The organism is Chryseobacterium sp. MIQD13 (assembly GCF_050496705.1).
Lineage (GTDB): Bacteria > Bacteroidota > Bacteroidia > Flavobacteriales > Weeksellaceae > Chryseobacterium.
Genome location: NZ_JBNWAF010000004.1, coordinates 374,900 through 400,184, shown reverse-complemented (window position 1 = coordinate 400,184; position 25,285 = coordinate 374,900). Strand labels below are relative to the sequence as shown.

Sequence of the window (25,285 nt, the reverse complement as noted above, 5' to 3'; positions counted from 1 at the left end):
GAAATCTGATGTCTGAAATCTTAAATCTTGATTCTAATTCACCACTTATTTCTAACCTTTCTCAAATATCTATCACTCATTTATCGTAATAGATATTATCATATTCTCAAATGTTTATAATTTCGTAAATTTGCCGCATGGTAAAAATAGGCAATATAGAACTGCCGGAATTTCCGCTTTTGCTGGCTCCGATGGAAGATGTAAGTGATCCTCCGTTCAGACGTCTTTGCAAAATGCATGGAGCAGACTTGATGTACTCAGAATTTATTTCTTCTGAGGGCTTGATTCGTGATGCGATGAAAAGCCGTAAGAAACTGGATATTTTCGATTATGAAAGGCCGGTTGGTATCCAGATTTTCGGTGGCGATGAAGAAGCAATGGCAATGTCTGCAAGAATTGTAGAGACTGTAAACCCGGATCTGGTTGACATTAATTTCGGATGCCCTGTAAAAAAGGTAGTGTGTAAAGGTGCTGGAGCAGGAGTTCTTAAAGATATTGATCTTATGGTACGCCTTACCAAAGCTGTTGTAAGCTCTACCCATCTGCCGGTAACTGTTAAAACCCGTTTAGGATGGGACAGTACAAGTATCAATATTGATGAAGTGGCGGAACGTTTACAGGAGACAGGAATCAAGGCATTAACAATACATGCGAGAACCCGTGCTCAGATGTACAAGGGGGAAGCAGACTGGGAACATATTTCCAGAATCAAGCAGAATCCTAATATTGAGATTCCTATTTTCGGAAACGGCGATATTGATTCTCCGGAAAAAGCTCTTGAATATAAACAGAAATATGCCTGCGACGGAATTATGATCGGCCGTGCGGCTATTGGATATCCATGGATCTTCAATGAGATCAAACATTTTTTCAAAACGGGAGAACATCTTCCCGAACCTGTTATTGCCGACCGTTTATTAGCTGTTCGCCAGCATGCGGAATGGAGTGCAGAATGGAAAGGTGAAAAATTAGGGCTTATAGAAATGAGACAGCATTACAGCAATTATTTCCGCGGTGTTCCTCATTTTAAAGAATTCAGAAAAAAATTCCTTGAGGTCTTTACTTTGGATGAAATGGATGTGTTGATTAAAGAAACGCAGCAGTTCTACGAAGAATATCAGACACAGGTATAAATAACAAAAAACCATCAAAATTTGATGGTTTTTTTATTTTCTTAATATCCTTCTGAGGAAGTTTCATTTTTTATTAAGCCTAACGCTGAAGAGGTCCCGATCCTTTTCACTCCCATACTGATCATTTTTTCAGCATCTTCGGGGGTCCTTACTCCTCCGGCTGCTTTTACAGGAAGTTTGCCTGCATTATCCAGCATAATCTGTATGCCTTCAAATGTAGCACCGTTTGGTTTACCACCTTCTGTCTGATAAAAGCCTGTGGAAGATTTCACAAAAATGTTGGGAAGATCATTTTCGGAGAAATTTTCCAATGCCCAGTTGGAGATATTTTTAGTGATATCTGCAATCTGCGCATCCGTCAGTGCAGCAATTTCAATAATCCATTTAACTACTTTATGATGCTGCAAAGCAAGTTTCGTACACTGTACAAACTCATCTTTCACCAATGCAAGCTCACCTTTGAGATAGGCATTGTAATTAATCACAAAATCCAGCTCATCTGCTCCGTCTTCAATTGCTTTTGAAGCCTCAGCCAGTTTTTCGGCAATAGAATATGTTCCTTCATGAAAACCTATTACGGTTCCTACCACAACATTTGAATTTTTTTCCTGAAGATACTTTTTGATATCGGCTACATAATCCGGACGGATCATTACGGCAAAAATACCATTCTCCATAGCTTCCTGCGCAAGCTTTTTATCGATCTGTAATGTTTCTTCATCTGAAATACCTGACTGTTCAGGGGTCTTCAAATAGGTTGAATCCAAATATTGGGCAATGTTCATAATCTTTATACTTTCAGTTGTCTGTAAATACCTTGTTCCAAAGATATGAAAGTTTCCGTTCTTGTCACACCTTTCAGCTTCTGAAGTTTGCTCAGGATCTGCATCAGGTGGTCATTGTCTTTACAGAGAACTTTTAAGAATATGGTATAATTCCCTGTTGTATAATGGGCTTCCACCACTTCATTCACATCCTTCAGAGATTTTACAACATCCGGATAATGGCTGGGCTGATCTAAAAACATTCCGATATACGAAATTACTTTATAGCCTATCTTTTTAGGGTTAAGAAATGAAATAGAGTTTTCAATAACCCCCGCATGCTCGAGTTTTTTAATTCTTTGGTGTACTGCTGTTGTGGATATTCCAACATTTTTTGAAATGTGGGCTAATGATGTTTTAGCATTATCCATCAGCATGTAAATGATTTCCTTGTCAATCGAGTCTAAATGATAACTTGTGTTACTTGAATTTTTCATTTTCTACTTTATTATTTATGTTTTTGTTTGCTCAAATTTTACAAAAACCGGAAAGTGGTCACTATATCCGCCCAAGTACCGTGTACCGGCATAGGTTCGGAAGGGACGTCCTTCAAAATTTTTTATCCGGCTGCTTATTTTTTCAGAGTTAAAAATATGGGCACTCTGAAACTTCAAAATATCATTATCAAAAAGCGATTTTGACATGATAATTTGATCATACAACAGTCCGGACTTATAATGAAAAGTAGAATAATTTCTTGTTTGGAACAACTCTTGAAAAGGGTTTACCAGTACCTTATCGCGATTGTTGTCGTAGAGAATTTTTACTAAATTTTCATCATCAGGGTTTTCGTTAAAATCACCACACAATATTACATGTTCCTTTTCGTCACTTACAATTTTCAAAATCCTACCATGGATTTCATTAAGAATAAAGTCTCTTTTCGGCTTATTAATATCTTTTTCTCGCTTAGAGGGAAGATGGGCGATAAAAACATTAATAACAGATTCCTTATACTTAATTTTAGAAAATAGTACGTCTCTCGTTGTGTCGTAATTTTCTGTGTTTTTTCTATTTTCAATTTCAAAGAAGAAGGTAATAGTTTCTGAGTCTATTATTTCCACTTTGTTTTTATTATATAACAGGGCTACATCTACCTTTCTCTCATCCATAGAATTGTAATGCACAATTCCATATTCAGAATTAAAAGGTTCCATTTCCACCAGATCCTCTAGAACTTTCCTTCCGGAAACTTCAGAAAGTCCGATTAAAAACGGGAGGGTTTCATTTTCCTCCTTCATTAACTGAAAAACATGTGATATTTTAAAAAGCTTATTCCTATATCTTTTCTCATCCCAATTTCTCAAACCTGATTTTGTAGGATCTAATCTGTGAACAGGTTTCGGATCAGGCAAAAATAAATTTTCAACATTATAAAAAGAGAACATCTCCATCCGCAAAATTGCTATCTTAAAATTATCAATTTCTTTTTCGTTGTAAATTTATTATTTTTTTTCAAACTTCATTAATTTATTTATAATATTTTCATATTAATATTACACAAGCAACATATGAAATTTAACAAAAAATATCAATTTAAAACACCCTTATATCGCTAAATTATTAATTATTTGAAATTATTATCACAAAAAATAAAATTAAAACAATATATACATATCAAATTAACAAGAAAAAAAATATAAACTTTACCGAATAAAATTAACGATTTACATTTATTTCAATTTTATATAAATTTTTATTCTTTTTCGTTCACAAAATCCTATAAATATGAAATAAAAATATTTTTTTAACAGTTTTCGGCAATTATTTTTAAAGTAAATCAGGTCGTTTTTCCTGCGTAATTCTTACAGCTTCATCGTGGCGCCATTCTTCGATCAGGGCAAAGTTTCCGCTAAGCAATACCTTTGGAACCTCTAATCCTTTATATACCTCGGGTCTTGTATAAATTGGCGGCGAAAGAAGGTCATCCTGGAAGCTGTCTGTAAGAGCACTCTGCTCATCATTCAAAACTCCCGGAAGTAATCTTATAACAGAATCAGCAAGAACACATGCAGCCAGCTCTCCTCCTGTAAGTACATAATCACCGATTGAAATTTCCCTGGTAATATGAAGATCCCGGACTCTCTGATCAATGCCTTTGTAGTGACCGCAAAGAAAGATCAGGTTATTTTTTATGGAAAGGGTATTGGCAATCTTCTGATTCAGGGTAACACCGTCCGGCGTAAGATAAATTACTTCATCATATTCTCTCTGGGATTTAAGCTCAGAGATGCATTTATCCAGAGGCTCTATCATCATTACCATTCCTGCTCCGCCTCCGTAAGGCTCGTCATCAATCTGTCTGTGCTTATTAATTGCCCAGTCTCTAAGGTGGTGAAAATGAACTTCCACCAGGCCTTTATCCATTGCCCTTCTTAAAATAGAAGTCTGAAACGGACTTTCCATTAATTCAGGAAGTACGCTTATTATATCAATTCTCATTGTAATGTTCCGTTTTTCTTGGTAGGCGAAATAATTAATCTTAAAGAAGAATCTTTGTTGAAATAGCTCCACATCCAGTTGAAAAAGACCGCAAGCTTATTTCTTACGCTCAGAATCAGCATCAGGTGAAGGAACATCCAGAAATACCAGGCCAGAAATCCCTGAAACTTCATAAAGGGAAGATCTACTACGGCTCTGTGCTTTCCAATAGTTGCCAATGAACCTTGGTCTTTGTACTCATATTCTATCCAGTCTCCGGTATTCTTATTAAGAAAATTTTTACCTAAATTTTTTGCCTGATTTATAGCTACGTTTGCTACCTGAGGATGCCCCTGCGGATACTTTGGTGTTTCCATATAGGCAATATCCCCTATTGCATAAATATTGTCGTAACCTTTTATCTTATTAAATCTATCTACTATATATCTGTTTTTCACTAATTTTTCGGCAGGAAACCCGCCTACTACATTTCCGGTAACACCCGCTGCCCATATCACATTATTGGATGGAATATTTTTTCCACTTTTCAGATGTACCTTGTCACCGTCATAATCCGTAACGACCTCCCCACTCATAAAAGTAACTCCAAGATCTTTAAGATATTTTTCTGATTTTTCCTGAGCCTCACTGCTCATTACGGCAAGCGGCTTTTCTGTGGAGCTTACCAGAATGATCTTAAGCTGATCGAAATTCATGTAGGGGTAATCTCTCGGAAGAATTTCTTTTTTCATTTCTGCAAAAGCACCCGCCAGCTCTACACCGGTAGGCCCGCTTCCGACAATAACGATATTCCAGTTACCGTCGTCACTTCTGCTTTTCTCGAGGATGAGCTTTTCAAAGGTCATCAGTATATGATTTCTGATGCTTATTGCTTCCTGAGTATTTTTCATTCCGAAAGCCCTTGATTCCATTTCCTTGTTTCCAAAGAAATTGGTTTTGCATCCTGTTGCAATCACCAGTTTATCATAAGTAAATTCAGCATCATCTGTAATCACTCTGTTATTGACAGGATCAATTTCTTTTACCTCGGTAAGGCGAAACTGTGTATTTCTGGATTGCTGAAAAATCTTCCGGAAAGGGAAGGAAATATTGGACGGCTCTATCCTCCCGCAGGCAACCTGATAGAAAAGCGGCTGAAACATATGATGGTTCACCCGGTCCAGAACAATTACCTTTTTGTTCCTGTTATTCAATGTTTTCGCAAGTTGCAGTCCCGCAAATCCCCCTCCTATAATGATGATCTTTTCGCGTGTTTCCATAGTACACAAATTTACTGATTTTATTTAGCATTTAGTAGTGAAATAAGTTAGTTTTGCAAAACTTTATGACACCAAAAAAGTACACCAAAAAAACTGCCAAAAAAGTACATGAGAACCGCCGGAAGAATTATTTTTTCCGACGAAAAGTAATATTGGCCATTTTAATTCTGGCTTTAATAGGAACAGGTTTTTACCTGAAACAATCTATAAGTTATTATTACGCACTGTACTTTAACAAATTCCACCATAAAAAACTGCACAACAGTGAAGTGGAAGCAGCAAGAATCCAGAAAATCCTTACTGCCAATCTTGATAAAACTTACGGCTTTGATGTCTCGCACTATCAAAATAAAGAAGATATCAAATGGGATAGTCTGAGCATCGGAAATAAAACAATTCCACTGGAATTTGTAATTATGCGTGCTACAATGGGAAACCGAAATGCAGACAAGCATTTTGATGAATTCTGGGCAATGGCTCAAAAACATAAACTGATCCGTGGAGCCTATCATTTTTACAGGGCAGATGAAGATCCTGTTATCCAGGCCAATAATTTTTTAGCGAATGTAAAACTGGAAAGCGGTGATTTTCCTCCCATATTAGATATTGAAAAGATTCCTAAACGGAAAACAAATAAAAAGCTTGTGGAAGATCTGAAAGTATGGTGCAAGATCATAGAAGAAACGTATGGCGAAAAGCCGATTATCTACACCTATTATCATTACTACAAGGATTTTCTGAAAGGAGAATTTGATGATTATCCGCTCTGGCTGGCCAATTATAATGATGTACCCTCTCCTACTCCTAATGGCGAATGGGATTTCTGGCAGTTTACGGAAAACGGGATTGTTCACGGGATCAATACCAAGGTAGATCTTGATATCTACAATGGGAACTCATGGTCTTTGAAAAGGCTTACTTTAGATTAGTTATTTCTTCAAAAAGTTCAGAATATCTTCATTCAATTCTTCTGCATTTTCAAACGGGATCATGTGGGTTGCATTTTTATAGATCTTAAGCCCGGCATTGGGAATCTCTTTGGCCATCATTTCGGTGTGATCCTGCTTGATAACATCTTTATCTCCTGCAATGACCAAAACCGGATTTTTGATCTTCGCAAGATCTTTTTTACTGATGTGGGGCTCGTTTAGCATAATCTTTACCAATCTGCGTTCGTTGAATTTTTCGGGTTTGTTCTCTATGTTCAGGACCAGAAGCTGGTTTTTCATATGGGAAACAAGCCTTTCATCAACACCTTCAGGAAAAGCATTAGCACCGACTGCAATTACTTTATTACAGTTTTCTGAATATTTCAAAGCAAATTCAAGCCCTACAATACCTCCATCACTCCAACCGGCAATATTTATTTTATTCAGTCCCAGTTTATCTGCAAGAGCTTTTACATCATCTGCAAACTGAGTGTAAGTGAAATCTTTTTTAGAGGTGTCGGCACTTTTGCCCTGCCCTCTTGTGTCTACAGCAATCACTTTGAACTGTTTGGAAAGAACGGGGATCTGCTGGTAAAAATTCTGAATGCTTCCTGAGTTTCCATGAAGCAGGAAAAGCGGTTCGCCTTCACCATAAATTTCATAGTAAAGCTTTGTATCTTTCAATGGAAGGTAATTTCCTGAGGCTTCATTTTTTCCGTACACTGATTTCCCAGCTTCTATATTATATTGGGAAACATCGGAGATCAGCCCTTCAAGATCATCTCCGGAAGCTGCTGTTTCATCTTTGATATTTTTTGCACTTTTGTCCACTTTTACATCGATATTAATAGCCGGTGCCGCCAATGTCATTTTATGCCAGTCTCCGTAAAATTTCCTCATGAATCCTGTTCTGAAAAGAGCAGCACTGATGTTAATCTTCCCTTCGAATTCTTTCAGGAACTGGATACCGATAAAAAATTTTCCCTGAACCCAGATGTTATGCTCATTGACATCCAGCGTATACGTTCCATCTTTGATCATATCCTCTGTAAGCTGAACTGTAATTTCTTCATCGAGAATATTTTTATCAGGAAAGCCGTTTTTCTCTGTATAAATACTGTATCTCATCAGTACAGGTTTGTCCGAAACATAGCTTGCAATATTCAGGTTGATATTTCTGATCTTGGATCGTTTGCTTGCATTAAATTCAAGGGCTGTTTCACCAAGGAAGTCTTCTTTTCTGAACTTGGGATTAACGGAATACAGAACATGTTTCGTTTTGGTATTCACGCCCCAGTTTTTATCAACCAGTTTCTTAACTTTGATATTGACTTCTTTAATATTCTTAACTTTTTCTTTTAAAAATATCTGCTGCCGATCCTGTTTTCTGAAATTCTGTACTGTTTCCGTATAAACCTCATAACCGGGAACCTCTACTTTGAGTTTTCGTGAAGAGTCAAAACCGGAAAGGTCAATAGAAAAATTACCTTTTTCATCGGAAACTGTACCGCCATTTTCTTTTTCCACTCCAATTCTTACATAAGGAACCGGCTGGTTTTCATTTTTGGAGACAACAGTCCCGGAAATCACCTGCGCATTAAAAGAATAAACCGCTAAAAAGAAAGAGAAAGCATTAATTTTTTTCATGGTATAAGTTTGGTGCAAAATTCTTTATTTTCCCTATTGAATACTCATAACGGCTTACTAAATTTTAAAATCGTTTAGTTAAATTTATTCTAAAAAATCACCAGTTTGTGATCAAAATTCTAAAAAATATATAAACTTTCTTTTTTAAAGGATATTCATGATCTCTTCCCAGGAATGTACTCTTTTGTAGCTTTCATTTTCTATCAGCTCATTGTGAGGCTGGGTAAAAATAAGTTTTTCTCCTGCAAAATGATCCAGGTTTTTCGGATAATCATCGATCATAATATCTCCGTGAACTACTTTTTTGCTGCCGCATAATACAATCTGTTCCCAGCTGATAAAAGGAAAATGCTCAGCCAGCCAGTCGAACTTTTCCCTTAAACTGTTGGGAAACTCCATTCCTGCAGAAACAATATACAGTTCATATTTATTGTTAATATATTCCAATGCTTCACGGCTTCCCTCCATTACAGGAAGTGTTCTGAAAAATCCAATTTCATTAACGTGTTTTTTACCATTCGGAAACGCTTCAATTTCCGGTTTCCCCGAAAGACTGCTGATCTCTAATTCGTTTCCTGAATCTCTTTTTTCAAACTGCACAAGCTGGTGGTAGACATCTGCCATTACCCCGTCCATATCTACAATTACTTTTTTCATTATTTAAATCTGATTTAGTATTGATCTTTAAAAAGTGTAATATTATACTTCAGCAAATTTATTGAATGTCTTTTTAGAAACCTGATTTCAGAATATTAAATAAATCTTAAAACACTTTCTTAACGTGAATCCAAAGGAGTAATGAATCGTCTTTTCTAGTTACATTTTCGTACTTTTGCGGCTCAATCCAAAATCAATATCAAACCATTACATTCCAATGAATTACGTTTCTGCAGAAAATCTTACTAAATCTTATGGCATCAAAGTTTTGTTCAAGGATATCTCTTTTCACATCAATGAAGGAGACAAAATAGCTATTGTTGCCAAAAATGGAAGCGGAAAATCTACCCTCCTGAAAATATTAATGGGGAAAGAAATTGCAGACAGCGGTACGGTAGTGATTAATAAAGATATTCAGGTTGTATTATTTGACCAGGAAATAGAATATAATCCGGATCTTACAATTGATGAGTTTATGATGACTCTGGATTCTGAGCCTATTCTTGCGCTTAAAAATTATCATCAATCTCTCCATTCTACAGACGATGCTTTCATAGAAAAAGCATTGAATGATATGGAAGCCCACAAAGCCTGGGATCTGGAAAACGAAATGAAGCAAATCCTTTCCCAGCTTAAGATTACAGATCTTGATGCCAAGATGGGAACGCTTTCCGGAGGACAGGTAAAACGTGTTGCACTGGCAAAACTTTTGACAGAAACGAGAGCAGAACACAAGCATACACTTCTGATTATGGATGAACCTACCAACCACCTTGATGTGGAAATGGTAGAATGGCTTGAAAATTATTTAACGAAAGCAAAAATCACTTTACTGCTGGTAACGCACGACCGTTATTTCTTGGACAGTGTTTGTGACATTATCTGGGAGATGGAGGATCAAAATCTTTACCTTCATAACGGTTCATATGCAACATATCTGGAAAACAAGATGATTCGTGAGGATAATATGAATGCGACGATTGATAAGGCCAACAATCTTTACAGAAAGGAGCTGGAATGGATGCGCAGACAGCCTAAAGCACGTACTACAAAATCAAAAAGCAGAATAGATGCTTTCTACGAAACTGAAAAGGTAGCCAAAACCGATACAAGCAAACAGGGTCTTGAGCTTGATTTTGAAATGAAACGTCTTGGAAATAAAATCCTTGAATTAAAAAATATTGATAAAAGCTTTGGAGATAAGTTACTGCTGAAAGATTTCAGCTACCAGTTCCAGCGTGGAGAAAAGGTAGGAATTGTAGGAAAGAACGGGGCCGGGAAATCTACTTTACTAAATATTATCCAGGGTTATGAAAAATATGACAAGGGTGAAATTGAAACAGGAGAAACCATTTCATTCGGATATTTTTCACAAAAGGGACTTAAATATAAGGAAGATGAACGTGTTATAGACTTTATTAAAGAAATTGCCGAGTTTTATCCGCTTGCCAATGGAAAAAGTCTTTCTGCATCACAGTTTTTAAGATTATTCTTATTTGATGATCAGACACAGTATTCTCCTATCTCAAAATTATCCGGTGGGGAAAAAAGAAGGCTTCACCTGATGTATATTCTTTATCAGAATCCTAATTTCCTGATTTTTGATGAGCCGACGAATGATCTTGATCTTCCAACGTTAACGGTTCTTGAGAATTTCCTTCAGCAATTCCAGGGTTCACTGATCATTGTATCTCACGACAGGTATTTTATGGACAGGATTGTAGATCACATTCTTGCATTTGAAGGAAACGGAAAGATCAAAGATTTTGTCGGAACTTTCTCAGAATATAGAGAAGCGAAAAGCCGTGAGGATGCTTTGGAAAAAAATACAGTATCCAAGCCGGAGCCTGTGAAAGAAACTGTTGTAGTGCCAGAAGCAGCTCCTGCAGCCACTTCCAAAAAAAGAAAAATGTCCTTTAAGGAGCAAAGAGAACTGGAAACCATAGAAAAAGAAATGCCTGAACTTGAGCAGCAGCGTGCTAAAATCATGGATCAGCTTAATAATGAAACGGATTATGAAAAGGTGGCCAAACTTTCTGCCGAACTGGAAACCGTTTCTGAAAAGCTTGAAGAATATGAAATGAGATGGCTGGAGCTTCAGGAGATCTTATAAGTGAAGGGGTTTGAGAGTGGGAGAGTTTGAGGGCTATAATGCTTAGAATATACTAAATATAAAGTACTGTTAATTTCAAACTCTCCCACTCTCAAACCCTCCTACTCAATTTACAAGTATACTATTTTACCTTCTTTTGAGCTTTCCAGAGAGGCATCAATGATTTTCATATTCTGAACAACTTCTCTTCCCTGAGACGGCAATGCATATCCGAAGACAATATATTCATAGATCTGCTGGTAATAATTCATATAGTTTCCCGGTTCGCTGGAAGTTAAAATTCTTTCTGTTTCTGAATTGTCATTCAGGAAATTTAGAATTCCGTCCGTTCCTTTTAAAGGTTCTGTCCATTCTTCACCGTAAACAGGTATGATTCCGGCAACCAATTCATTTTCCTGATTATCGGTTCTTTCCTGTAAAAAGCTTCCTTTTTCTCCGTGAATGGCATATGCGTAATGGGCTTCTTTGGTAAAAACAGATGACTTCAGCCTTACTCTGAGATTATTTTTATAATACAGCAGAATCTCAAAATAATCATTGGCATATTCTTCTCCTTTCATGGAAAATACATCTGCGAAAAGCTTTTCCGGATATCCGAAATACTGTACTGCCTGATCTACAAGATGGGCGCCAAGATCATGAAGTGATCCTGAACCTGTTTGCTGCGGATCTTCTTTATGCTGTTTTCCGCTGGGTGTAGTACGGAATCTGTCGAAACGAATTTCTGCTTCTTTAATATTTCCCAGTTTTCCTTCATTCAGAATTTTATAGACCTGTAAGAAATCACGGTCAAACCTTCTGTTCTGATAAACACTTAGAAACAAGTCTTTCTCCTCCGCAAGATTTACCAATTCTTCTGCTTCTGAAACGCTTACGGTAAATGGCTTTTCAACGATTATATTTTTCCCGGCTTCAAGTGCCATTTTTGCATATTCATAATGAGTCTGAACAGGGGTATTGATAATTACCAGTTCTATATCTGCAGTCTGAAGCATCTCCTCTACCGAACGGTAAATGGTAGCTTCCGGATATTTTTCTTTTGACTCTTCTTTGCTTCTTTCTACTACAGCGCTCATAAAAAATCCGGGATGTTCTTTCAAAAAAGGAGCATGAAATACTTTTCCACTCATTCCAAAGGCACACAGTCCTGCTTTTACCAATTGCATAATGTATAATTTTTAACAAATATATTCAATAATCTGCAGTTTAAAAGGGTTATAACTTATGGGGATTTTTATCAGTTCGTCAAGGTATGACAAAAATCATTTTATTATTTTTATTAATTCTAAATTAATCCTTTCCAAATTCTTATTTTTGCCGCTATTTAAAACTAGTCTACATAAAAATAAAATGAATAAACAACTTGCATCCTTAGGATTTTTGCTGGCAGCCCTTTCATTAGGTGCTCAAATGAAAAATTCCGAAGCAGATACCATCAGAACCCAAACTATTGAAGACATTAATCTTCATAAAACAGGAAACCCGAACCAGGCAAGATCATTATCTGCAAAGTCTAATCTTACGGTAATGGAAAATCCTCAGCCAATCTCTATTGTAACTCATGAAATCATTGAGCAGCAACAGGCAAAACAGCTGAGTGATGTTCTTCAGAATGTGAATGGAATGTATGTTACTTCATCCAGAGGAAATTCTCAGGACAGTTTTGGAGGCCGTGGTTTTCTTTTGGGAAATGATAATATTTTTAAAAACGGTGCAAGAATCAATAGCGGTGTTTTCCCGGAAGTAAGCGGACTTGAAAGAGTTGAAGTACTGAAAGGCGCCAATGCAATGCTTTACGGAAATACGGCTGCAGGAGGAATTATCAATATGATTACCAAGAAGCCGAAATTCAATTTTGGCGGAAGCATAGGATTAAACGGCGGAAGCTGGAATTCTTATAAGCCGACTGTTGATATTTACGGACCATTATCAAAGAATATTGCGTTCAGGGTAAATGGTGCTTATGAGTATGCTGAAAGCTTCAGAGATGTTGTAGAGTCTGAGAAATACTATTTCAATCCTTCATTTTTATTCAACTTAAGTCCGAAATCTCAATTAATTGTAGAAGCAGATTATCTTAAGAATAATTTTACTCCGGATTTCGGGATCGGTTCTATTACAAAACCTGATAAGAGCTATGTAATGAATGATCTATTGTCAAGAAATGCTTTTCTAGGTACTGACTGGCAATATCAAAATGTAGAACAGCTTTCTACCAATATTACATTTAATCATCAGTTCAGTGAAAGATGGTCACTAAATGCCACAGCTGCTTATCAAAACTATACCAAAGATTATTTCTCAACCGAAAGAGTACAGTGGGAATATGCTTCAGACAACAGATTAGTTTGGAAAAGACCATTGAACAGAACATATAATGAGCAAAACTATACTTCATTACAGGCTAACATTAACGGGGAGTTCAATACCGGAAAAATTAATCATAAAGTCTTAATAGGAGCAGATGCAGATTATGGACTGGCAGATTCCTATACATACTATGACCCTACTATTGCGGATTCAAAGAAAGCTCTTTATGGAAGCTCTTTCCTGTTTGGCACAAATGGTAACTCCAACGGACTTGTTTATCTGGATGATCCTTCAACATGGGCAGGAGGCAGTATGCCAACTTCTGAGCACGTTGCAAAATTTGAACGCACAAGAATCCCTACTCAAAGAATAGGAGTATTTGCACAGGATTTCATCAGTATCTCCAAAGAGTTCAAAGTACTGGCAGGATTAAGATGGTCTTATGTGGAGAACAAAAATACCAGAAAAGAAAATTTTAAAGACAACACGACTCCGGACGTTCCGTTTTCAAGTTCTTCCGATATGGCCATATCACCGAAAGCAGGTATTGTATATATGCCTAATGATAATTTGTCTGTATTCGCAACCTATACCAATTCATTCTCTAATAATGTAGGTTTGGACAGGGAAGGAACGGGACTTAAGCCTACCTATATTGATCAGTATGAAATAGGAGCAAAGAAAAACCTATGGAATAACGCTCTAGCTGTCAACCTTACTGTTTACCAGATTTTATATAAAAATTATTATCAGGTAGCTCTAAATGATGCTGGTGTGCAGATAGATCCGAACGGACTTTTAAAAGATTTTGCCGGAAAAATGAGAAGCCGTGGTGTTGAGCTTGATATTACAGGAAATCCGACAGAAAACTTATCCATTATAGGAGGTTTCTCTTACAACAATTCAGTATATCTTGATACTCCGGAAGATTTCGGATATGTTGAAAAACAAAGAATTGTAAGAACTCCGGCTACAACGGCCAATGCATCAGTATTCTATAAATTCACAAGATTTGCAAAAGGCTTAAAAATAGGTGCCGGAGCTTATTATATCGGCAACCGTCTGGCTGGATGGAATGATACCAAAACCGGAAGCAACAGTTTAGCTTCAAGAAACGGAGTAAGCAGGGTATTTGAATTAAAAGACTACACAACTGTAACACTATCTGTAGGTTACGAATGGAACAAATTCTCTATTCAGGGCAAAGTGGGCAACCTGTTTGATGTTGTGAATTACAACGTACACGAAAATTATTCCGTAAACCCTATTACGCCAAGAAACTACTATTTTACATTGACGTACAGACTTTAGAATTAAATATTACAATAATTTCATCATTCAAAGTGGAAATTGCATTTTTGCAGTTTCCGCTTTTTAAATTATAAAACAAACAATACGATATGGACAAGATCAAGGATACAAGAACTTTTATGAGAATCACGCACCGTTATCTGGGATATTTTCTTGCAGGTATAATGGCTGTATATGCATTAAGTGGAGTTCTGCTTGTTTACAGAGATACAGATTTTCTGAAAAAAGAAAAAAAGTATGATAAAACTGTTGCTGTCAATCTTTCAGAAAAAGAACTTGGAAAAGAGCTGAAGATCAAAGGTCTTGAAGTAGAAAAAACGGAAGGCACTGTTCTCCATTTCAAGCAGGGAACTTATGACGCTTCTACTGGGAAAGCAAAATATTCCAAAAAAGAACTTCCTTTTGTATTGGACAAGATGGTAAAACTCCATAAATCCCAGTCAAAAGACACATTATCCCCATTGAATACATTTTTTGGCATCTCCTTATTTTTCTTTGTGATTTCAAGTTTCTGGATGTTTAATCCTAAAACAAAAGCCTTTAAACGTGGGATAAAATTCACCATTGCAGGTCTTATTATTTCGGTGATTCTGTTATTTATTTAAATTACAATATCGTTAAAAAAAAGACCAAATAATTCACATTTTGATTACCTCAAAATTAACATTCATTCTGAATTTTTGTCTTAAATTAAGAAGTCTGGCACATTTCTTGTGTTTTCTTTAACCAACAAATAGTACCATTTAATTATTAAAATAATAAATTATGAAAAAACTAATTTTTGCAGGAATATTGGCAGCAACAGGTTTAACTGCAACTGCTAACGCTCAGATTCAAAAAGGTAATTGGCTGGTAGGAAGCAGCCTTTTAACAAGTAGTTTCGGTTTAAATACCGGTGGTGGTTACAATATTGCACTACAGCCTAAAGGAGCCTACTTTATAGAAGACAATGTTGCAGTAGGTGGATATGTAAAATTAGGAATAAGCAAATCAACCAACAGCAGCCCAACAAGATTTGACTACGCTGTAGGTGGTTTAGGTCGTTATTACCTATCTCCGGGTGAGAAAGGAGTGAATAACTTATTAAACCATGGACGTTGGTTCTTTGAAGGTAATGTAGGTCTTGGAGGATCATCTGTTGAAAACGGTAACTCAACAACTGGTCTTGACTTTGGTGTTGGCCCTGGTTACTCTTATTTCATTACTCCAAACATTGGACTAGAAGGTCTTGTTAAGTATGAAGGACAGACTGGTTTCGGAAGTGAAGGATTAAACTCTAATATTACTTTCAATGTAGGATTCAGTATTTATTTACCTACTTCAAAAGCTAAAGACATAGCTAACGACTTAAAATAATCACTTTATTTACGTAAATAAAAAATGAAATCGCCCCGAAAATATTTTTCGGGGCGATTTTCGTACAAATTAAAACTAAACTATAAAAAATCAAATAAATCATGTATTGGGTTGTGGCGTATATCTCAGATACGGCTTTATTTCTGTAACTCCTTTCGGAAAAATTTTCCTCGCATCTTCCGTAGAAATGGCGGGCGGAACAATAACATCCTCACCATATTCCCAATTGACGGGAGTTGCTACTTTATGTGAATCAACCAGCTGAAGAGAATCCAGTACCCGCAGGATTTCATTAAAATTTCTTCCTGTAGAAGCAGGATAAGTAATAATTAACCTTACTTTTTTATCCGGATCTATAATCAGTAAAGAACGTACAGTAGCTGTAACTGAGGCATTCGGGTGAATAAAATCATACAGCTCAGAAATTTTCCTGTCTTTATCTGCAATAACAGGAAACTGTACTTCTGTATTCTGGGTCTCATTAATATCTTTGATCCAGCTCTGATGGTCTTCTACCCCATCTACACTTAAGGCAATAACTTTCGTCCCTCTTTTATCAAATTCCGATTTCAGTTTTGAGGTATATCCCAGCTCCGTAGTGCATACCGGCGTATAATCTGCAGGATGTGAGAATAAAATTCCCCACGAATTTCCCAAAAATTCATGAAATTTAATATCACCTAAAGACGTCTCTGCCTGAAAGTCCGGTGCTGTATCTCCGAGTTTGATTGACATAATATTTCGCTTTATTAGTCTACAAATTTAGTAGACTTTTTGGAACTGGCAAAATTTTTGTTGAAAATTTATTTATCTTTAATAAATTTTTTTTTCATGCAGAACAATGGATACAGCTACGTAGATGTCATTTACAGGGTTTTGGAAAGCTGGTATATGAGGTTTGCCGAGCTCACACCCAAACTAATCGTAGGAATTTTAGTATTTTCTTTCTTTCTGGTTACCAGTAAATACCTAAGTTTAGGTGCCGTAAGACTATTTCACAAATTTTTCCCGAAAAGCCAGAAAGAAAGCTCACTGGTTACTTTAATAAGTATATTCAGATTTCTCATCATGCTGATGGGAAGCTTTATTGCTCTTGAAATAATGGGCTTTAGCGGATTCCTTTGGAAATTTATCGGAAGTTTAGGGGTAGCCGGGGTAATTGCCGGGGTGGCTTTAAAAGATCTGGTATCAAGTATTTTCTCGGGAATGCTGATCGGGATTGATAAGGCTTTTAAAGTGGGCGATTATATTACAATAGGAAATCATTCCGGAACGGTTCAGGAAATTGGTTTTTTAACGACAAAGATCATCACTGACGATGGGAAGAAGGCCTATATCCCGAATCAGGTAATTTTCAATGCGCCTTTCTATAATATTACAGCATCACCTCAGCGAAGAATTATCTTAAATTTTGAGATTCCTGCCGATGAAGATATCACTAAGGCACAAAAAGGAATGCTGGACGTTATTAAAAGCCTGGAAAATGTAGATAAACTGGATACTTCAGAAGTTATCTTCACTGACTTAAAACAGGGTAATTTTAACCTCCAGGCCAAATTCTGGATGAAAGTAGGCGCCAATATGGTTCAGCTGAAAAGTGAGGCCTATCTGAAGATCAAAGAACGTCTGGATGCAGATAATATCCAGCTGGTGACTCCTACAAGCATCAGCATTACCAATGGAGAACATATTCCTGTCGAAAATCAGGATCAATCAGTATAAACCGCTTTTCTTAAGCGGTTTTTTATGCCTTAAATTATTGTGTATGCTTTAATTTCAGACTGTCCTTCTTATGCATCTTCGCAACGGAATCATTTTGAATTAAAGGTTCACCCATTACGTAATTATCATTGTACGGAATGCTGTCTTCTTCCATAACCACAAGACCTGTGGTTGCTGTACAGGTTTCTTTCGGCTTGGAGCAGCCTGTCAAAAATAAAATTACAGAAAATACCCACAAAGCTATTTTATGATTTCTGAATGATCCAGGAATGTATTGAAAGAATTTGTTTTCCAGCGATGACAGTTTTTCATCTTTAATATTCAACTGATTGTTGAGAAACCTACCACAAATTTCTTCATTCTGTCTTTCATTGAAAATATGTTCAATTTCTTCAGGCTTCTTTTCAGTAAAATCAATAACACATTTGCTACAGACGGAACAGAATCTTCCTTTTTCCTTAGGCGACATCGTTTCCCAGTTTTCTGAACATGGATTGGGGATGTGTAAATTTTTCATCAGATTATTTTTCTTTTTTAAATATAAAAAACCGTTCCAAAAATTGAAACGGTTTTTTTATATTATTTAAAAGTTCCGGCTTATGCTAAAACTTCTTTTACTTTGTTTGCAGCTTCTTCTAAAGTAATTGCAGAATGTACAGGAAGACCTGACTCGTCAATTAGTTTTTTAGCTTCTACAGCATTAGTTCCCTGTAATCTTACGATCAATGGAACAGGAAGGCTTCCCATAGCTCTGTAAGCATCTACAACCCCCTGAGCAACTCTGTCACATCTTACGATACCTCCGAAGATGTTGATCAGGATAGCTTTTACGTTAGGATCTCTAAGGATAATTCCGAAAGCAGTCTGAACTCTCTGAGCATCAGCAGTACCACCTACATCAAGGAAGTTAGCAGGATTACCACCAGATAATTTGATGATATCCATAGTTGCCATTGCAAGACCTGCACCGTTTACCATACAGGCAACGTTACCGTCAAGTTTTACGAAGTTAAGACCAGCTTCACCAGCTTCAACATCCATTGGATCTTCTTCTCTTGTATCTCTTAATTCAGCTAAGTCTTTGTGACGGAACAATGAGTTGTCATCCAAAGTTACTTTAGCATCTACAGCGATAATTTTGTTGTCTGAAGTTTTCAATACCGGGTTGATCTCGAAAAGAGAAGCATCAATTCCAGTGTAAGCATTGTAAAGAGACGCAATGAATTTTGTGAATTCTTTGAAAGCGTTTCCTTCAAGACCTAGGTTGAAAGCAATTTTTCTAGCCTGGAATCCCTGAAGACCTAAAGCAGGATCAATGATTTCTTTGTGGATCAAATGAGGAGTTACTTCTGCAACGTGCTCAATATCCATACCACCTTCAGTAGAATATACGATCGTATTTTTACCTTCAGCTCTGTCTAAAAGAATAGAAACATAAAATTCTTTAGTTTCAGTTTCTCCCGGATAATATACATCCTCTGCCACCAAAACAGAATTTACCTTTTTACCTTCAGCAGAAGTCTGAGGGGTAATAAGCTGCATTCCGATGATGTTTTGAGCGTTTTCCTTAAGTTTATCCATGTTTGGAGAGAACTTTACACCCCCACCTTTACCACGACCACCTGCGTGGATCTGTGCTTTTACAACCCATCCCTGAGCTCCGGTTTCAGCAGTCAGTTTTTCAGCCGCCGCTACAGCTTCGTCTACATTATTAGCTACGAAACCGCGTTGGATAGCTACTCCATACTTTGATAAAATCTCTTTTGATTGATACTCGTGAAGATTCATATTATTTTTATTATTTTATTTTAAAATTTAAAGGTTGACAAATTTACTAAAAAGACATGGAAGTTCAAGTTTATTGACTCAAAAATTAAAGTACAGTGAACTTGATTTTTAACATGTTTATGAAATTCGCTCTATTCTTCGGATAATTTTTCAGACTGTGAACCGATGAACGGGATTTTCGGTGCCAGAAAATAACCTGTCAGACTGGCAAAAAGTATCGGAACGAAATAAGTAAAACCGGTTAAGGTTCCCAAAATAATCGTTGTACTCATTGGTGTTCTCGTCACACAGGCATTGATCGCAGCCATACAGCTTACGATCGCCAAAGTGGTATCAACTGTAGGAAATAGCTGATGAATAATCAGTCCTAAAGTTGTTCCGACAAAAAACAGCGGAATGATGAAACCTCCTCTCCATCCGGAAGTAACGGTAACAGCAATGGCAATGATTTTAAAGACAAGGATCACGATCAAAAAATTCAGGGCAAAACTCCCGTTGATCAGCTCATTGATCTCATGATGTCCGAAATACCTTGTGATCGGAAAATTATAGGCAATAATTCCTAAAATAATTCCTCCGGTCAATGTTTTTATATAGATAGGAAACTGTCTGTATTCAAAGATTTTTTTGAAAAATTTGACTACAAAAATAAAGATCCAACCAAAAATGGTAGCCACCACCCCAAATAAAAAGGCATAGATAAAATCATAAACCCCCGAATAATGATAAGCCTTAAGATCCCATGTTGCCCCAATCCCCAAATGAATAATCAAAGCAAACATAACATAACTGAAACAGCTTGCTACCAAAGCAGGAATAATAGCTTTATAATATTCCACTGCATGCCTGTGATGCAGAATTTCAAGCGAGAAAAGACTTCCTCCGAGTGGTGCTCCAAACAGAGCGGTAAAACCTGAAGCCATCCCTGCAATACTCAAAGAACGGAGCTCCTCTCCTTTCAGTCTGAAAATTTTTCCAAGCCATGTTCCTGTAGATCCGGTTACCTGAACCAAAGGTGCTTCAGGACCGAGGCTTCCTCCCGATGCCACACAAAACAGTGATGAAAGAATCATGGAAGGATTATTTTTTGGATCAAGTTTTCCTTTATTAAACCTGATGTTATTAACAATCAGATGAATTTCTCCCGGATCACCGATAAAGTGAATAACAAGTCCTGCAAGCAGACCACAGATTGCCATTGTAGGAATAACCATCCAGCCTTGAAATTCAGCTAAAAATTCTGTAAAATGTTCCAGTACGATCCAGTAACCTCCTGCAATAGCCCCGCCAACAAGACCTGTAAAAGCCCACATGAAAAAAGTCCGGCTAAATACAAACGGATTGAATCTTATGGGCTGATCCAGAAGATTGAATGTTCTTATTAGCCGTCTTCTTCTATTGATTTTCATTTTTAGATTCTGTTTTTAGCAAAATAAAGAATAAGCATTCCCCAGCTCAGGATCATAAAAAGTCCTCCAAGAGGGGTAATAGGTCCTAAAAATTTCAGATTAACTCCAAGATAATCCTGAAGGCTTAAGAAATAAATGCTCACCGAAAATAGAAGTGTTCCTGTGATCATCAGAATTGAGGTCCATTTTTCAGATGAAGTTTCAAATTTCAAAATGTACCCGATAATCAATAAGAAAAATGCAGCGTACATCTGGTATCTTACACCTGTTTCAAAGCTTTCAAGTCTTTCCACAGACAGTATTTTTTTTAAAGCATGGGCTCCGAAGGCTCCCAAAATCACTGAAAGCATTCCATAGACAGCACCGAAAATTAAAGTAATTGTTTTCATTTTATAACTCTTCTAATTCTAGATTCAAATATTTTTTTGTTTTATAATCCTGCCACGTTCCGATAATTTTATTTCCTTTCAGATCGGCTTCCACCAAAGCTTTTGGTATCCATTGCTTCAGTTCCTCACTATGATAATCATCTTCTGTGATAGAAAAATGATCATGGACAAATTCTCCTCTCCAGTTGATGGGCTGCTTATTCTTATCATACCAATAGGTAGCAGAAAAGGAATCATCCTCATTGATTTCGTTAAACAAAACCGTAATGGAATATTTCCCATCAATTTTTCCTTTGAATAATTTATTGGCGGGACTTGTTCCGTTAACTTTTTCAGATCCGGAAATCAGGTTTTTCGCATAAGGACTCCAGTATTTTTCAAGTTCTTTATAGGTAAATTCAAGTTCATGGCTTCCCAGATCATCCAGTGCCCGCATTGCATGGTTCGAACATCTGCCTGCCACAAAAGTAATTTTATCCTTTCCGAAAAAATATTTGATACCATTCAGGGTATAATCCATAAAACAGCCTTCGTACATACCAATCTGCTCCTGAGCTTCTTCTGAAGGATTTTTTTCAGATTTCAATTCGGCAAGAAAATCATCAACTCTTTTTTTGATTTTTCTTTGAATTAAACCATCAACTGTTTTGACGCTACCTGCTTGAAACAAATCTTCAGCGTTGATATAATTTCCTGTCCTCAGGTCAAAATTCATCCATTCAGAAAAACCTTCCGGATAAGCCCCCGAAGCTTCACCATCTATTCCAATGCTTAAAATATTCCCAGGCGTATCCAATTTCTCCCAACTGTAAAAATATACGTAGTTGGTATATGAATTGGTCGCCGTAGAAGCTTTTTTAAAAGGATTACCGCCGGAATTAGGAATATACTCCAGTTCACTGACCTGCAAAAAAGTATTGATCTTATTTTCAATCCGAGGATTTTGCGGGTAAGAAACCAGCGGGAAAACAGCATCTTCGGATTTGGGCTGCAAATCACTGATCTTTACATTTTTCTGCTGGGAAAAACTTAAGCATGAAAGCAATAAGAAAAATACTGTGCTCCTTTTCATCATTTAGAATGTAAGTAAATCAATATCATTTTTGCCACCAACGTTGATATTCCCAATATAATAAAGACATTGGAAAGCTTTTTGGAATTTCTAAAGCCCGGCGAATCCGTTTTCTTTAAAAAGATCCCGAAGATGATAAATATAATAGGCAAGATAATCTGCAGCATTACTGAGCTCTTAATCTGTTAAATTCGTTGATAACCTCGTGATGGCTTACCGTTTTATCCTTAAAATAGGTAACGAAGTGCTGTTTTTCCTCTTCTGTAGCCCCCATCTGATTTAAAATATTCAGTAAGTGCATTTTCATATGTCCCTTTTGGATTCCCGTTGTAACCAAAGAACGAAGGGCTCCAAAATTCTGGGCCAGCCCGGAAACAGCAAGAATACTCATCAGCTCCTGTGCAGAAGGTTTTCCAAGCAGTGCAAGTGAGAATTTCACCAGCGGATGCAGATTTGTAAGTCCTCCCACTACTCCTACAGAAATTGGAAGATCGATCCAGAATCTAAAAATCCCGTTATCTGTTGTACAGTGCGTAAGAGATCTGTATCGTCCATCTCTTGCAGCATAGGCGTGGGCACATGCTTCCGTAGCTCTGAAATCGTTCCCGGTAGCGATTACCACAGCATCTACCCCATTCATAATTCCTTTATTATGGGTTGTAGCACGGAAAGGTTCAATTTCAGCGATGGTAACAGCCTGTTTGAATTTCGCCGCAAACTCTTCATTGGAAATTCCACTGTCGTCTTTTAAATCTTCAATTTTACAGGAAACCTCAGCTCTTACAATACAGTCAGGGGTGAAGTTGGAAAGGATATTCATCACGATCTGAAGCGTATTTTTCTCTTCCTGTGTGAAATCCTCGCTTGTTGCAATTTCCTGCTTCATTGTTTTTCCGAACTGCTCAAGACATGAATTGATGAAATTCGCCCCCATGGAGTCTACTGTATCAAAGCTTGCTTTAAGTTGATAATAGTTGGGCATTTCAGAAGTTTTATCTATCAATTTGATATCTAAAATTCCGCCGCCACGTTTTCTCATGTTAGCAGTAATCTCTTCTGTAGCTTCAAACAGTTTTTTCTTTAAATTAAAATTAAAGAAATGCAGAAGTTTATGAGGCTCTACATTGAATATAAAATGGGTATGCCCCAGTTTTTCATTATTAATAATAGTTGTCTTGAAACCGCCTTTATCAATCCAGAACTTCGCAGCTTTGGAAGCCGCAGCCACTACAGAACTTTCTTCAACCGCCATTGGAAGAGCGAATAATTTTCCGTCAATTAAGAAATTCGGAGCAATTCCGTAAGGCATGTAGAAATTGGAGATCGTGTTTTCAGAAAACTCTTCATGAAGTTTCTGAAGTTCAGCATTCTCATTCCAGTATTGTTTTAATATATTTTGATATTCTTCGTTTCCTTCAAGGTATTCGCTGACAAGCCAATCGATTTTTCCCTGTTTTGTAAGTTTAGAGAAACCTTCTACCGGTTTATGATTCATAGCATAAATTTAATATGTGTAAAGATAGTAATTTTGTCAGTCTCCGTTGTGGATAACTTCTATAGAAAAAGCTTGACATTTATCAATTTTGGAACTACTTTTGAATAATACTTTGATACAAATTGTAACATTCCCCTGAAAAATGAATTTTGAACGCCTTAAAGAAAAACTCGAAATACTTGCTGATGCTGCGAAATATGATGTTTCCTGCTCATCCAGCGGAGGAACGAGAAAGAATACAAAAGGTGCTTTGGGAGACAGCTCAGTAAGCGGAATCTGTCATACCTATACGGAGGACGGGCGATGTGTGTCTCTTCTCAAAATCCTGTTGACCAATCACTGTATTTACGATTGTGCCTATTGCGTGTCCAGAAGTTCAAATGATATTAAAAGGGCTGGTTTCACAGTAGAAGAAGTCGTTGACCTGACTATTAATTTTTATCGTAGAAATTATATTGAAGGCCTGTTTTTAAGCTCAGGAATCTTTAAAAATGCAGATACAACGATGGAGCGTCTGGTGAGGGTGGCGAAAAAACTGCGTTTAGAAGAAAACTTCAATGGTTATATTCATTTAAAATCTATTCCGGGAGCCAGTGATGAACTGATGCAGGAAGCTGCTTTATATGCGGACAGATTATCCATTAACCTTGAAATTCCTACAGAAAGTGGGCTGAAACTATTAGCACCTGAGAAAAACCGTCAGGATATGCTCAATCCTATGAAATATATTCAAAACGGGATTGCTCAATATAAGGATGAGAAGAAAATTTTCAGAAAAGTTCCGAAGTTCGCTCCTGCAGGACAATCTACACAGATGATTGTGGGAGCAACCAATGAAAATGATCTTCAGATTATAAAGGTAGCCGATCATTTCTATAAAAATTTTAATCTGAAAAGAGTGTATTATTCCGGATACGTTCCTGTTTTGGAAGATAAAAGACTCCCTTCATTAACAACGGAGGTTCCGATGCTTCGCGAAAACAGACTTTACCAGTCTGACTGGCTGATGCGGTTTTATGGTTTTAAAGCTGAAGAAATCCTGGATCCGAATATGCCTTTTTTAGATCTTGAAGTTGATCCCAAATTGAGCTGGGCTTTGAGACATTTACATCAATTTCCGGTTAATTTACAGACTGCGGATTATCAGATGATTTTAAGGATTCCTGGAATTGGAGTAAAAACGGCACAAAAAATCGTTCAGGCACGCCGTTTTCAGATTTTGAACATGGATCATCTGAAAAAACTGGGAGCTGCTGTCAACAGGGCAAAGTATTTTATAGATTTCAATGCAGGAAATGCTTTTCTGAAATATTTAACAGATAAAAATTTCAGGAAATTGCTTGTAGGCGGAAGCTCTTCCAAATTTCACAACCAGTTTTCCCAGCAGCTGAGTTTGTTTTAGTGTATTGGCAGATATAAAATTCAAAAA

General features: G+C 36.9%; 23 protein-coding genes. 8 read left to right on the top strand and 15 right to left on the bottom strand.

Features of this window, described 5'->3' with window-relative positions; genetic code table 11:
- Positions 1-137: 137 nt before the first annotated feature.
- A complete protein-coding gene (gene dusB, locus ACQWU4_RS18760; RefSeq protein WP_429937269.1) occupies positions 138-1,133 on the top strand; it encodes a tRNA dihydrouridine synthase DusB in 996 nt (331 codons plus the stop codon).
- Positions 1,134-1,174: 41 nt separating this feature from the next.
- On the opposite strand, the gene deoC is transcribed toward dusB, so the two are convergent.
- The 5 genes from deoC to ACQWU4_RS18735 all read right to left on the bottom strand — a co-directional run bounded on the left by deoC (position 1,175) and on the right by ACQWU4_RS18735 (position 5,658).
- Positions 1,175-1,921 carry a deoxyribose-phosphate aldolase gene (gene deoC, locus ACQWU4_RS18755; protein WP_429937374.1) on the bottom strand — a complete coding sequence of 249 codons (747 nt, stop codon included), beginning with the start codon at positions 1,919-1,921 and terminating at the stop codon, positions 1,175-1,177.
- A gap of 2 nt (positions 1,922-1,923) precedes the next feature.
- Positions 1,924-2,394 carry an Lrp/AsnC ligand binding domain-containing protein gene (locus tag ACQWU4_RS18750; protein ID WP_034702324.1) on the bottom strand — a complete coding sequence of 157 codons (471 nt, stop codon included), beginning with the start codon at positions 2,392-2,394 and terminating at the stop codon, positions 1,924-1,926.
- 15 nt (positions 2,395-2,409) lie between these two features.
- The gene (locus ACQWU4_RS18745; RefSeq protein WP_429937373.1) at positions 2,410-3,345 is read right to left on the bottom strand and encodes an endonuclease/exonuclease/phosphatase family protein; all 936 of its coding nucleotides are present in this window, start codon (positions 3,343-3,345) and stop codon (positions 2,410-2,412) included.
- Positions 3,346-3,727: 382 nt separating this feature from the next.
- Positions 3,728-4,399, bottom strand: a complete 672-nt coding sequence (trmD, locus tag ACQWU4_RS18740) for a tRNA (guanosine(37)-N1)-methyltransferase TrmD (RefSeq protein ID WP_429937268.1) — start codon at positions 4,397-4,399, stop codon at positions 3,728-3,730.
- The gene (locus ACQWU4_RS18735; RefSeq protein WP_429937267.1) at positions 4,396-5,658 is read right to left on the bottom strand and encodes an NAD(P)/FAD-dependent oxidoreductase; all 1,263 of its coding nucleotides are present in this window, start codon (positions 5,656-5,658) and stop codon (positions 4,396-4,398) included. The genes trmD and ACQWU4_RS18735 overlap by 4 nt, the downstream gene beginning before the upstream one ends.
- Positions 5,659-5,723: 65 nt before the next feature.
- On the opposite strand from ACQWU4_RS18735, the gene ACQWU4_RS18730 reads away from it, so the two are divergent.
- Entirely contained in the window at positions 5,724-6,587 is an 864-nt protein-coding gene (locus ACQWU4_RS18730) for a glycoside hydrolase family 25 protein (protein ID WP_429937266.1), read from the top strand.
- Here the strand turns inward: ACQWU4_RS18730 and ACQWU4_RS18725 are convergent, their stop codons facing one another.
- Both ACQWU4_RS18725 and ACQWU4_RS18720 read right to left on the bottom strand, forming a co-directional pair.
- Positions 6,588-8,234 carry an alpha/beta fold hydrolase gene (locus tag ACQWU4_RS18725; RefSeq protein WP_429937265.1) on the bottom strand — a complete coding sequence of 549 codons (1,647 nt, stop codon included), beginning with the start codon at positions 8,232-8,234 and terminating at the stop codon, positions 6,588-6,590.
- Between the two features lie 144 nt (positions 8,235-8,378).
- A complete protein-coding gene (locus ACQWU4_RS18720) occupies positions 8,379-8,891 on the bottom strand; it encodes a 5' nucleotidase, NT5C type (RefSeq protein ID WP_429937264.1) in 513 nt (170 codons plus the stop codon).
- A 217-nt stretch (positions 8,892-9,108) separates the two neighbouring features.
- On the opposite strand from ACQWU4_RS18720, the gene ACQWU4_RS18715 reads away from it, so the two are divergent.
- Positions 9,109-11,004, top strand: coding sequence for an ABC-F family ATP-binding cassette domain-containing protein (locus ACQWU4_RS18715; protein WP_429937263.1), 1,896 nt, complete (start codon positions 9,109-9,111; stop codon positions 11,002-11,004).
- A gap of 110 nt (positions 11,005-11,114) precedes the next feature.
- Here the strand turns inward: ACQWU4_RS18715 and ACQWU4_RS18710 are convergent, their stop codons facing one another.
- Positions 11,115-12,170, bottom strand: a complete 1,056-nt coding sequence (locus tag ACQWU4_RS18710) for a Gfo/Idh/MocA family oxidoreductase (RefSeq protein WP_429937262.1) — start codon at positions 12,168-12,170, stop codon at positions 11,115-11,117.
- A 184-nt stretch (positions 12,171-12,354) separates the two neighbouring features.
- On the opposite strand from ACQWU4_RS18710, the gene ACQWU4_RS18705 reads away from it, so the two are divergent.
- The 3 genes from ACQWU4_RS18705 (at position 12,355) to ACQWU4_RS18695 (ending at position 15,981) form a co-directional block, all read left to right on the top strand.
- Entirely contained in the window at positions 12,355-14,625 is a 2,271-nt protein-coding gene (locus ACQWU4_RS18705; RefSeq protein ID WP_429937261.1) for a TonB-dependent siderophore receptor, read from the top strand.
- 89 nt (positions 14,626-14,714) lie between these two features.
- Complete coding sequence (locus ACQWU4_RS18700) at positions 14,715-15,230, top strand: hypothetical protein (RefSeq protein ID WP_429937260.1); 516 nt, start codon at positions 14,715-14,717, stop codon at positions 15,228-15,230.
- A 160-nt stretch (positions 15,231-15,390) separates the two neighbouring features.
- A complete protein-coding gene (locus ACQWU4_RS18695) occupies positions 15,391-15,981 on the top strand; it encodes a hypothetical protein (RefSeq protein ID WP_429937259.1) in 591 nt (196 codons plus the stop codon).
- A 99-nt stretch (positions 15,982-16,080) separates the two neighbouring features.
- Here the strand turns inward: ACQWU4_RS18695 and ACQWU4_RS18690 are convergent, their stop codons facing one another.
- Positions 16,081-16,716 (bottom strand): peroxiredoxin, encoded by a 636-nt coding sequence (locus ACQWU4_RS18690; protein ID WP_429937258.1) that lies wholly within the window; start codon positions 16,714-16,716, stop codon positions 16,081-16,083.
- 96 nt (positions 16,717-16,812) lie between these two features.
- Between ACQWU4_RS18690 and ACQWU4_RS18685 the strand changes: the two genes are divergently transcribed.
- A complete protein-coding gene (locus ACQWU4_RS18685; protein WP_429937257.1) occupies positions 16,813-17,703 on the top strand; it encodes a mechanosensitive ion channel family protein in 891 nt (296 codons plus the stop codon).
- A gap of 34 nt (positions 17,704-17,737) precedes the next feature.
- On the opposite strand, the gene ACQWU4_RS18680 is transcribed toward ACQWU4_RS18685, so the two are convergent.
- The 6 genes from ACQWU4_RS18680 to ACQWU4_RS18655 all read right to left on the bottom strand — a co-directional run bounded on the left by ACQWU4_RS18680 (position 17,738) and on the right by ACQWU4_RS18655 (position 23,856).
- On the bottom strand, positions 17,738-18,220 hold the full coding sequence (locus ACQWU4_RS18680) for a hypothetical protein (protein ID WP_429937256.1): 483 nt from the start codon (positions 18,218-18,220) through the stop codon (positions 17,738-17,740).
- 80 nt (positions 18,221-18,300) lie between these two features.
- Positions 18,301-19,491 carry an ADP-forming succinate--CoA ligase subunit beta gene (sucC, locus tag ACQWU4_RS18675; protein ID WP_429937255.1) on the bottom strand — a complete coding sequence of 397 codons (1,191 nt, stop codon included), beginning with the start codon at positions 19,489-19,491 and terminating at the stop codon, positions 18,301-18,303.
- A gap of 131 nt (positions 19,492-19,622) precedes the next feature.
- A complete protein-coding gene (locus tag ACQWU4_RS18670) occupies positions 19,623-20,900 on the bottom strand; it encodes a chloride channel protein (protein WP_429937254.1) in 1,278 nt (425 codons plus the stop codon).
- Positions 20,901-20,902: 2 nt separating this feature from the next.
- Positions 20,903-21,289, bottom strand: coding sequence for a DUF423 domain-containing protein (locus tag ACQWU4_RS18665; RefSeq protein WP_429937253.1), 387 nt, complete (start codon positions 21,287-21,289; stop codon positions 20,903-20,905).
- A 1-nt stretch (position 21,290) separates the two neighbouring features.
- Positions 21,291-22,364: a hypothetical protein gene (locus ACQWU4_RS18660; protein ID WP_429937252.1), complete on the bottom strand. Its 1,074-nt coding sequence runs from the start codon at positions 22,362-22,364 to the stop codon at positions 21,291-21,293.
- 163 nt (positions 22,365-22,527) lie between these two features.
- On the bottom strand, positions 22,528-23,856 hold the full coding sequence (locus ACQWU4_RS18655) for a hydroxymethylglutaryl-CoA reductase, degradative (RefSeq protein ID WP_429937251.1): 1,329 nt from the start codon (positions 23,854-23,856) through the stop codon (positions 22,528-22,530).
- 142 nt (positions 23,857-23,998) lie between these two features.
- On the opposite strand from ACQWU4_RS18655, the gene ACQWU4_RS18650 reads away from it, so the two are divergent.
- Entirely contained in the window at positions 23,999-25,258 is a 1,260-nt protein-coding gene (locus ACQWU4_RS18650; RefSeq protein WP_429937250.1) for a putative DNA modification/repair radical SAM protein, read from the top strand.
- The last annotated feature ends 27 nt before the right edge of the window (positions 25,259-25,285 follow it).

Bases quoted from the DNA above. Each gene is read 5' to 3' on its own strand.
- ACQWU4_RS18720 (WP_429937264.1), bottom strand. From the start codon at position 8,891: ATGAAAAAAGTAATTGTAGATATGGACGGGGTAATGGCAGATGTCTAC.
- ACQWU4_RS18685 (WP_429937257.1), top strand. From the start codon at position 16,813: ATGCAGAACAATGGATACAGCTACGTAGATGTCATTTACAGGGTTTTG.
- ACQWU4_RS18725 (WP_429937265.1), bottom strand. From the start codon at position 8,234: ATGAAAAAAATTAATGCTTTCTCTTTCTTTTTAGCGGTTTATTCTTTT.
- ACQWU4_RS18670 (WP_429937254.1), bottom strand. From the start codon at position 20,900: ATGAAAATCAATAGAAGAAGACGGCTAATAAGAACATTCAATCTTCTG.
- sucC (WP_429937255.1), bottom strand. From the start codon at position 19,491: ATGAATCTTCACGAGTATCAATCAAAAGAGATTTTATCAAAGTATGGA.
- ACQWU4_RS18680 (WP_429937256.1), bottom strand. From the start codon at position 18,220: ATGAAAAATTTACACATCCCCAATCCATGTTCAGAAAACTGGGAAACG.
- ACQWU4_RS18665 (WP_429937253.1), bottom strand. From the start codon at position 21,289: ATGAAAACAATTACTTTAATTTTCGGTGCTGTCTATGGAATGCTTTCA.
- ACQWU4_RS18745 (WP_429937373.1), bottom strand. From the start codon at position 3,345: ATGTTCTCTTTTTATAATGTTGAAAATTTATTTTTGCCTGATCCGAAA.
- ACQWU4_RS18695 (WP_429937259.1), top strand. From the start codon at position 15,391: ATGAAAAAACTAATTTTTGCAGGAATATTGGCAGCAACAGGTTTAACT.
- ACQWU4_RS18735 (WP_429937267.1), bottom strand. From the start codon at position 5,658: ATGGAAACACGCGAAAAGATCATCATTATAGGAGGGGGATTTGCGGGA.
- ACQWU4_RS18710 (WP_429937262.1), bottom strand. From the start codon at position 12,170: ATGCAATTGGTAAAAGCAGGACTGTGTGCCTTTGGAATGAGTGGAAAA.
- ACQWU4_RS18655 (WP_429937251.1), bottom strand. From the start codon at position 23,856: ATGAATCATAAACCGGTAGAAGGTTTCTCTAAACTTACAAAACAGGGA.
- ACQWU4_RS18690 (WP_429937258.1), bottom strand. From the start codon at position 16,716: ATGTCAATCAAACTCGGAGATACAGCACCGGACTTTCAGGCAGAGACG.
- ACQWU4_RS18650 (WP_429937250.1), top strand. From the start codon at position 23,999: ATGAATTTTGAACGCCTTAAAGAAAAACTCGAAATACTTGCTGATGCT.
- dusB (WP_429937269.1), top strand. From the start codon at position 138: ATGGTAAAAATAGGCAATATAGAACTGCCGGAATTTCCGCTTTTGCTG.
- ACQWU4_RS18730 (WP_429937266.1), top strand. From the start codon at position 5,724: ATGACACCAAAAAAGTACACCAAAAAAACTGCCAAAAAAGTACATGAG.
- ACQWU4_RS18660 (WP_429937252.1), bottom strand. From the start codon at position 22,364: ATGATGAAAAGGAGCACAGTATTTTTCTTATTGCTTTCATGCTTAAGT.
- trmD (WP_429937268.1), bottom strand. From the start codon at position 4,399: ATGAGAATTGATATAATAAGCGTACTTCCTGAATTAATGGAAAGTCCG.
- ACQWU4_RS18705 (WP_429937261.1), top strand. From the start codon at position 12,355: ATGAATAAACAACTTGCATCCTTAGGATTTTTGCTGGCAGCCCTTTCA.
- ACQWU4_RS18700 (WP_429937260.1), top strand. From the start codon at position 14,715: ATGGACAAGATCAAGGATACAAGAACTTTTATGAGAATCACGCACCGT.
- ACQWU4_RS18715 (WP_429937263.1), top strand. From the start codon at position 9,109: ATGAATTACGTTTCTGCAGAAAATCTTACTAAATCTTATGGCATCAAA.
- ACQWU4_RS18750 (WP_034702324.1), bottom strand. From the start codon at position 2,394: ATGAAAAATTCAAGTAACACAAGTTATCATTTAGACTCGATTGACAAG.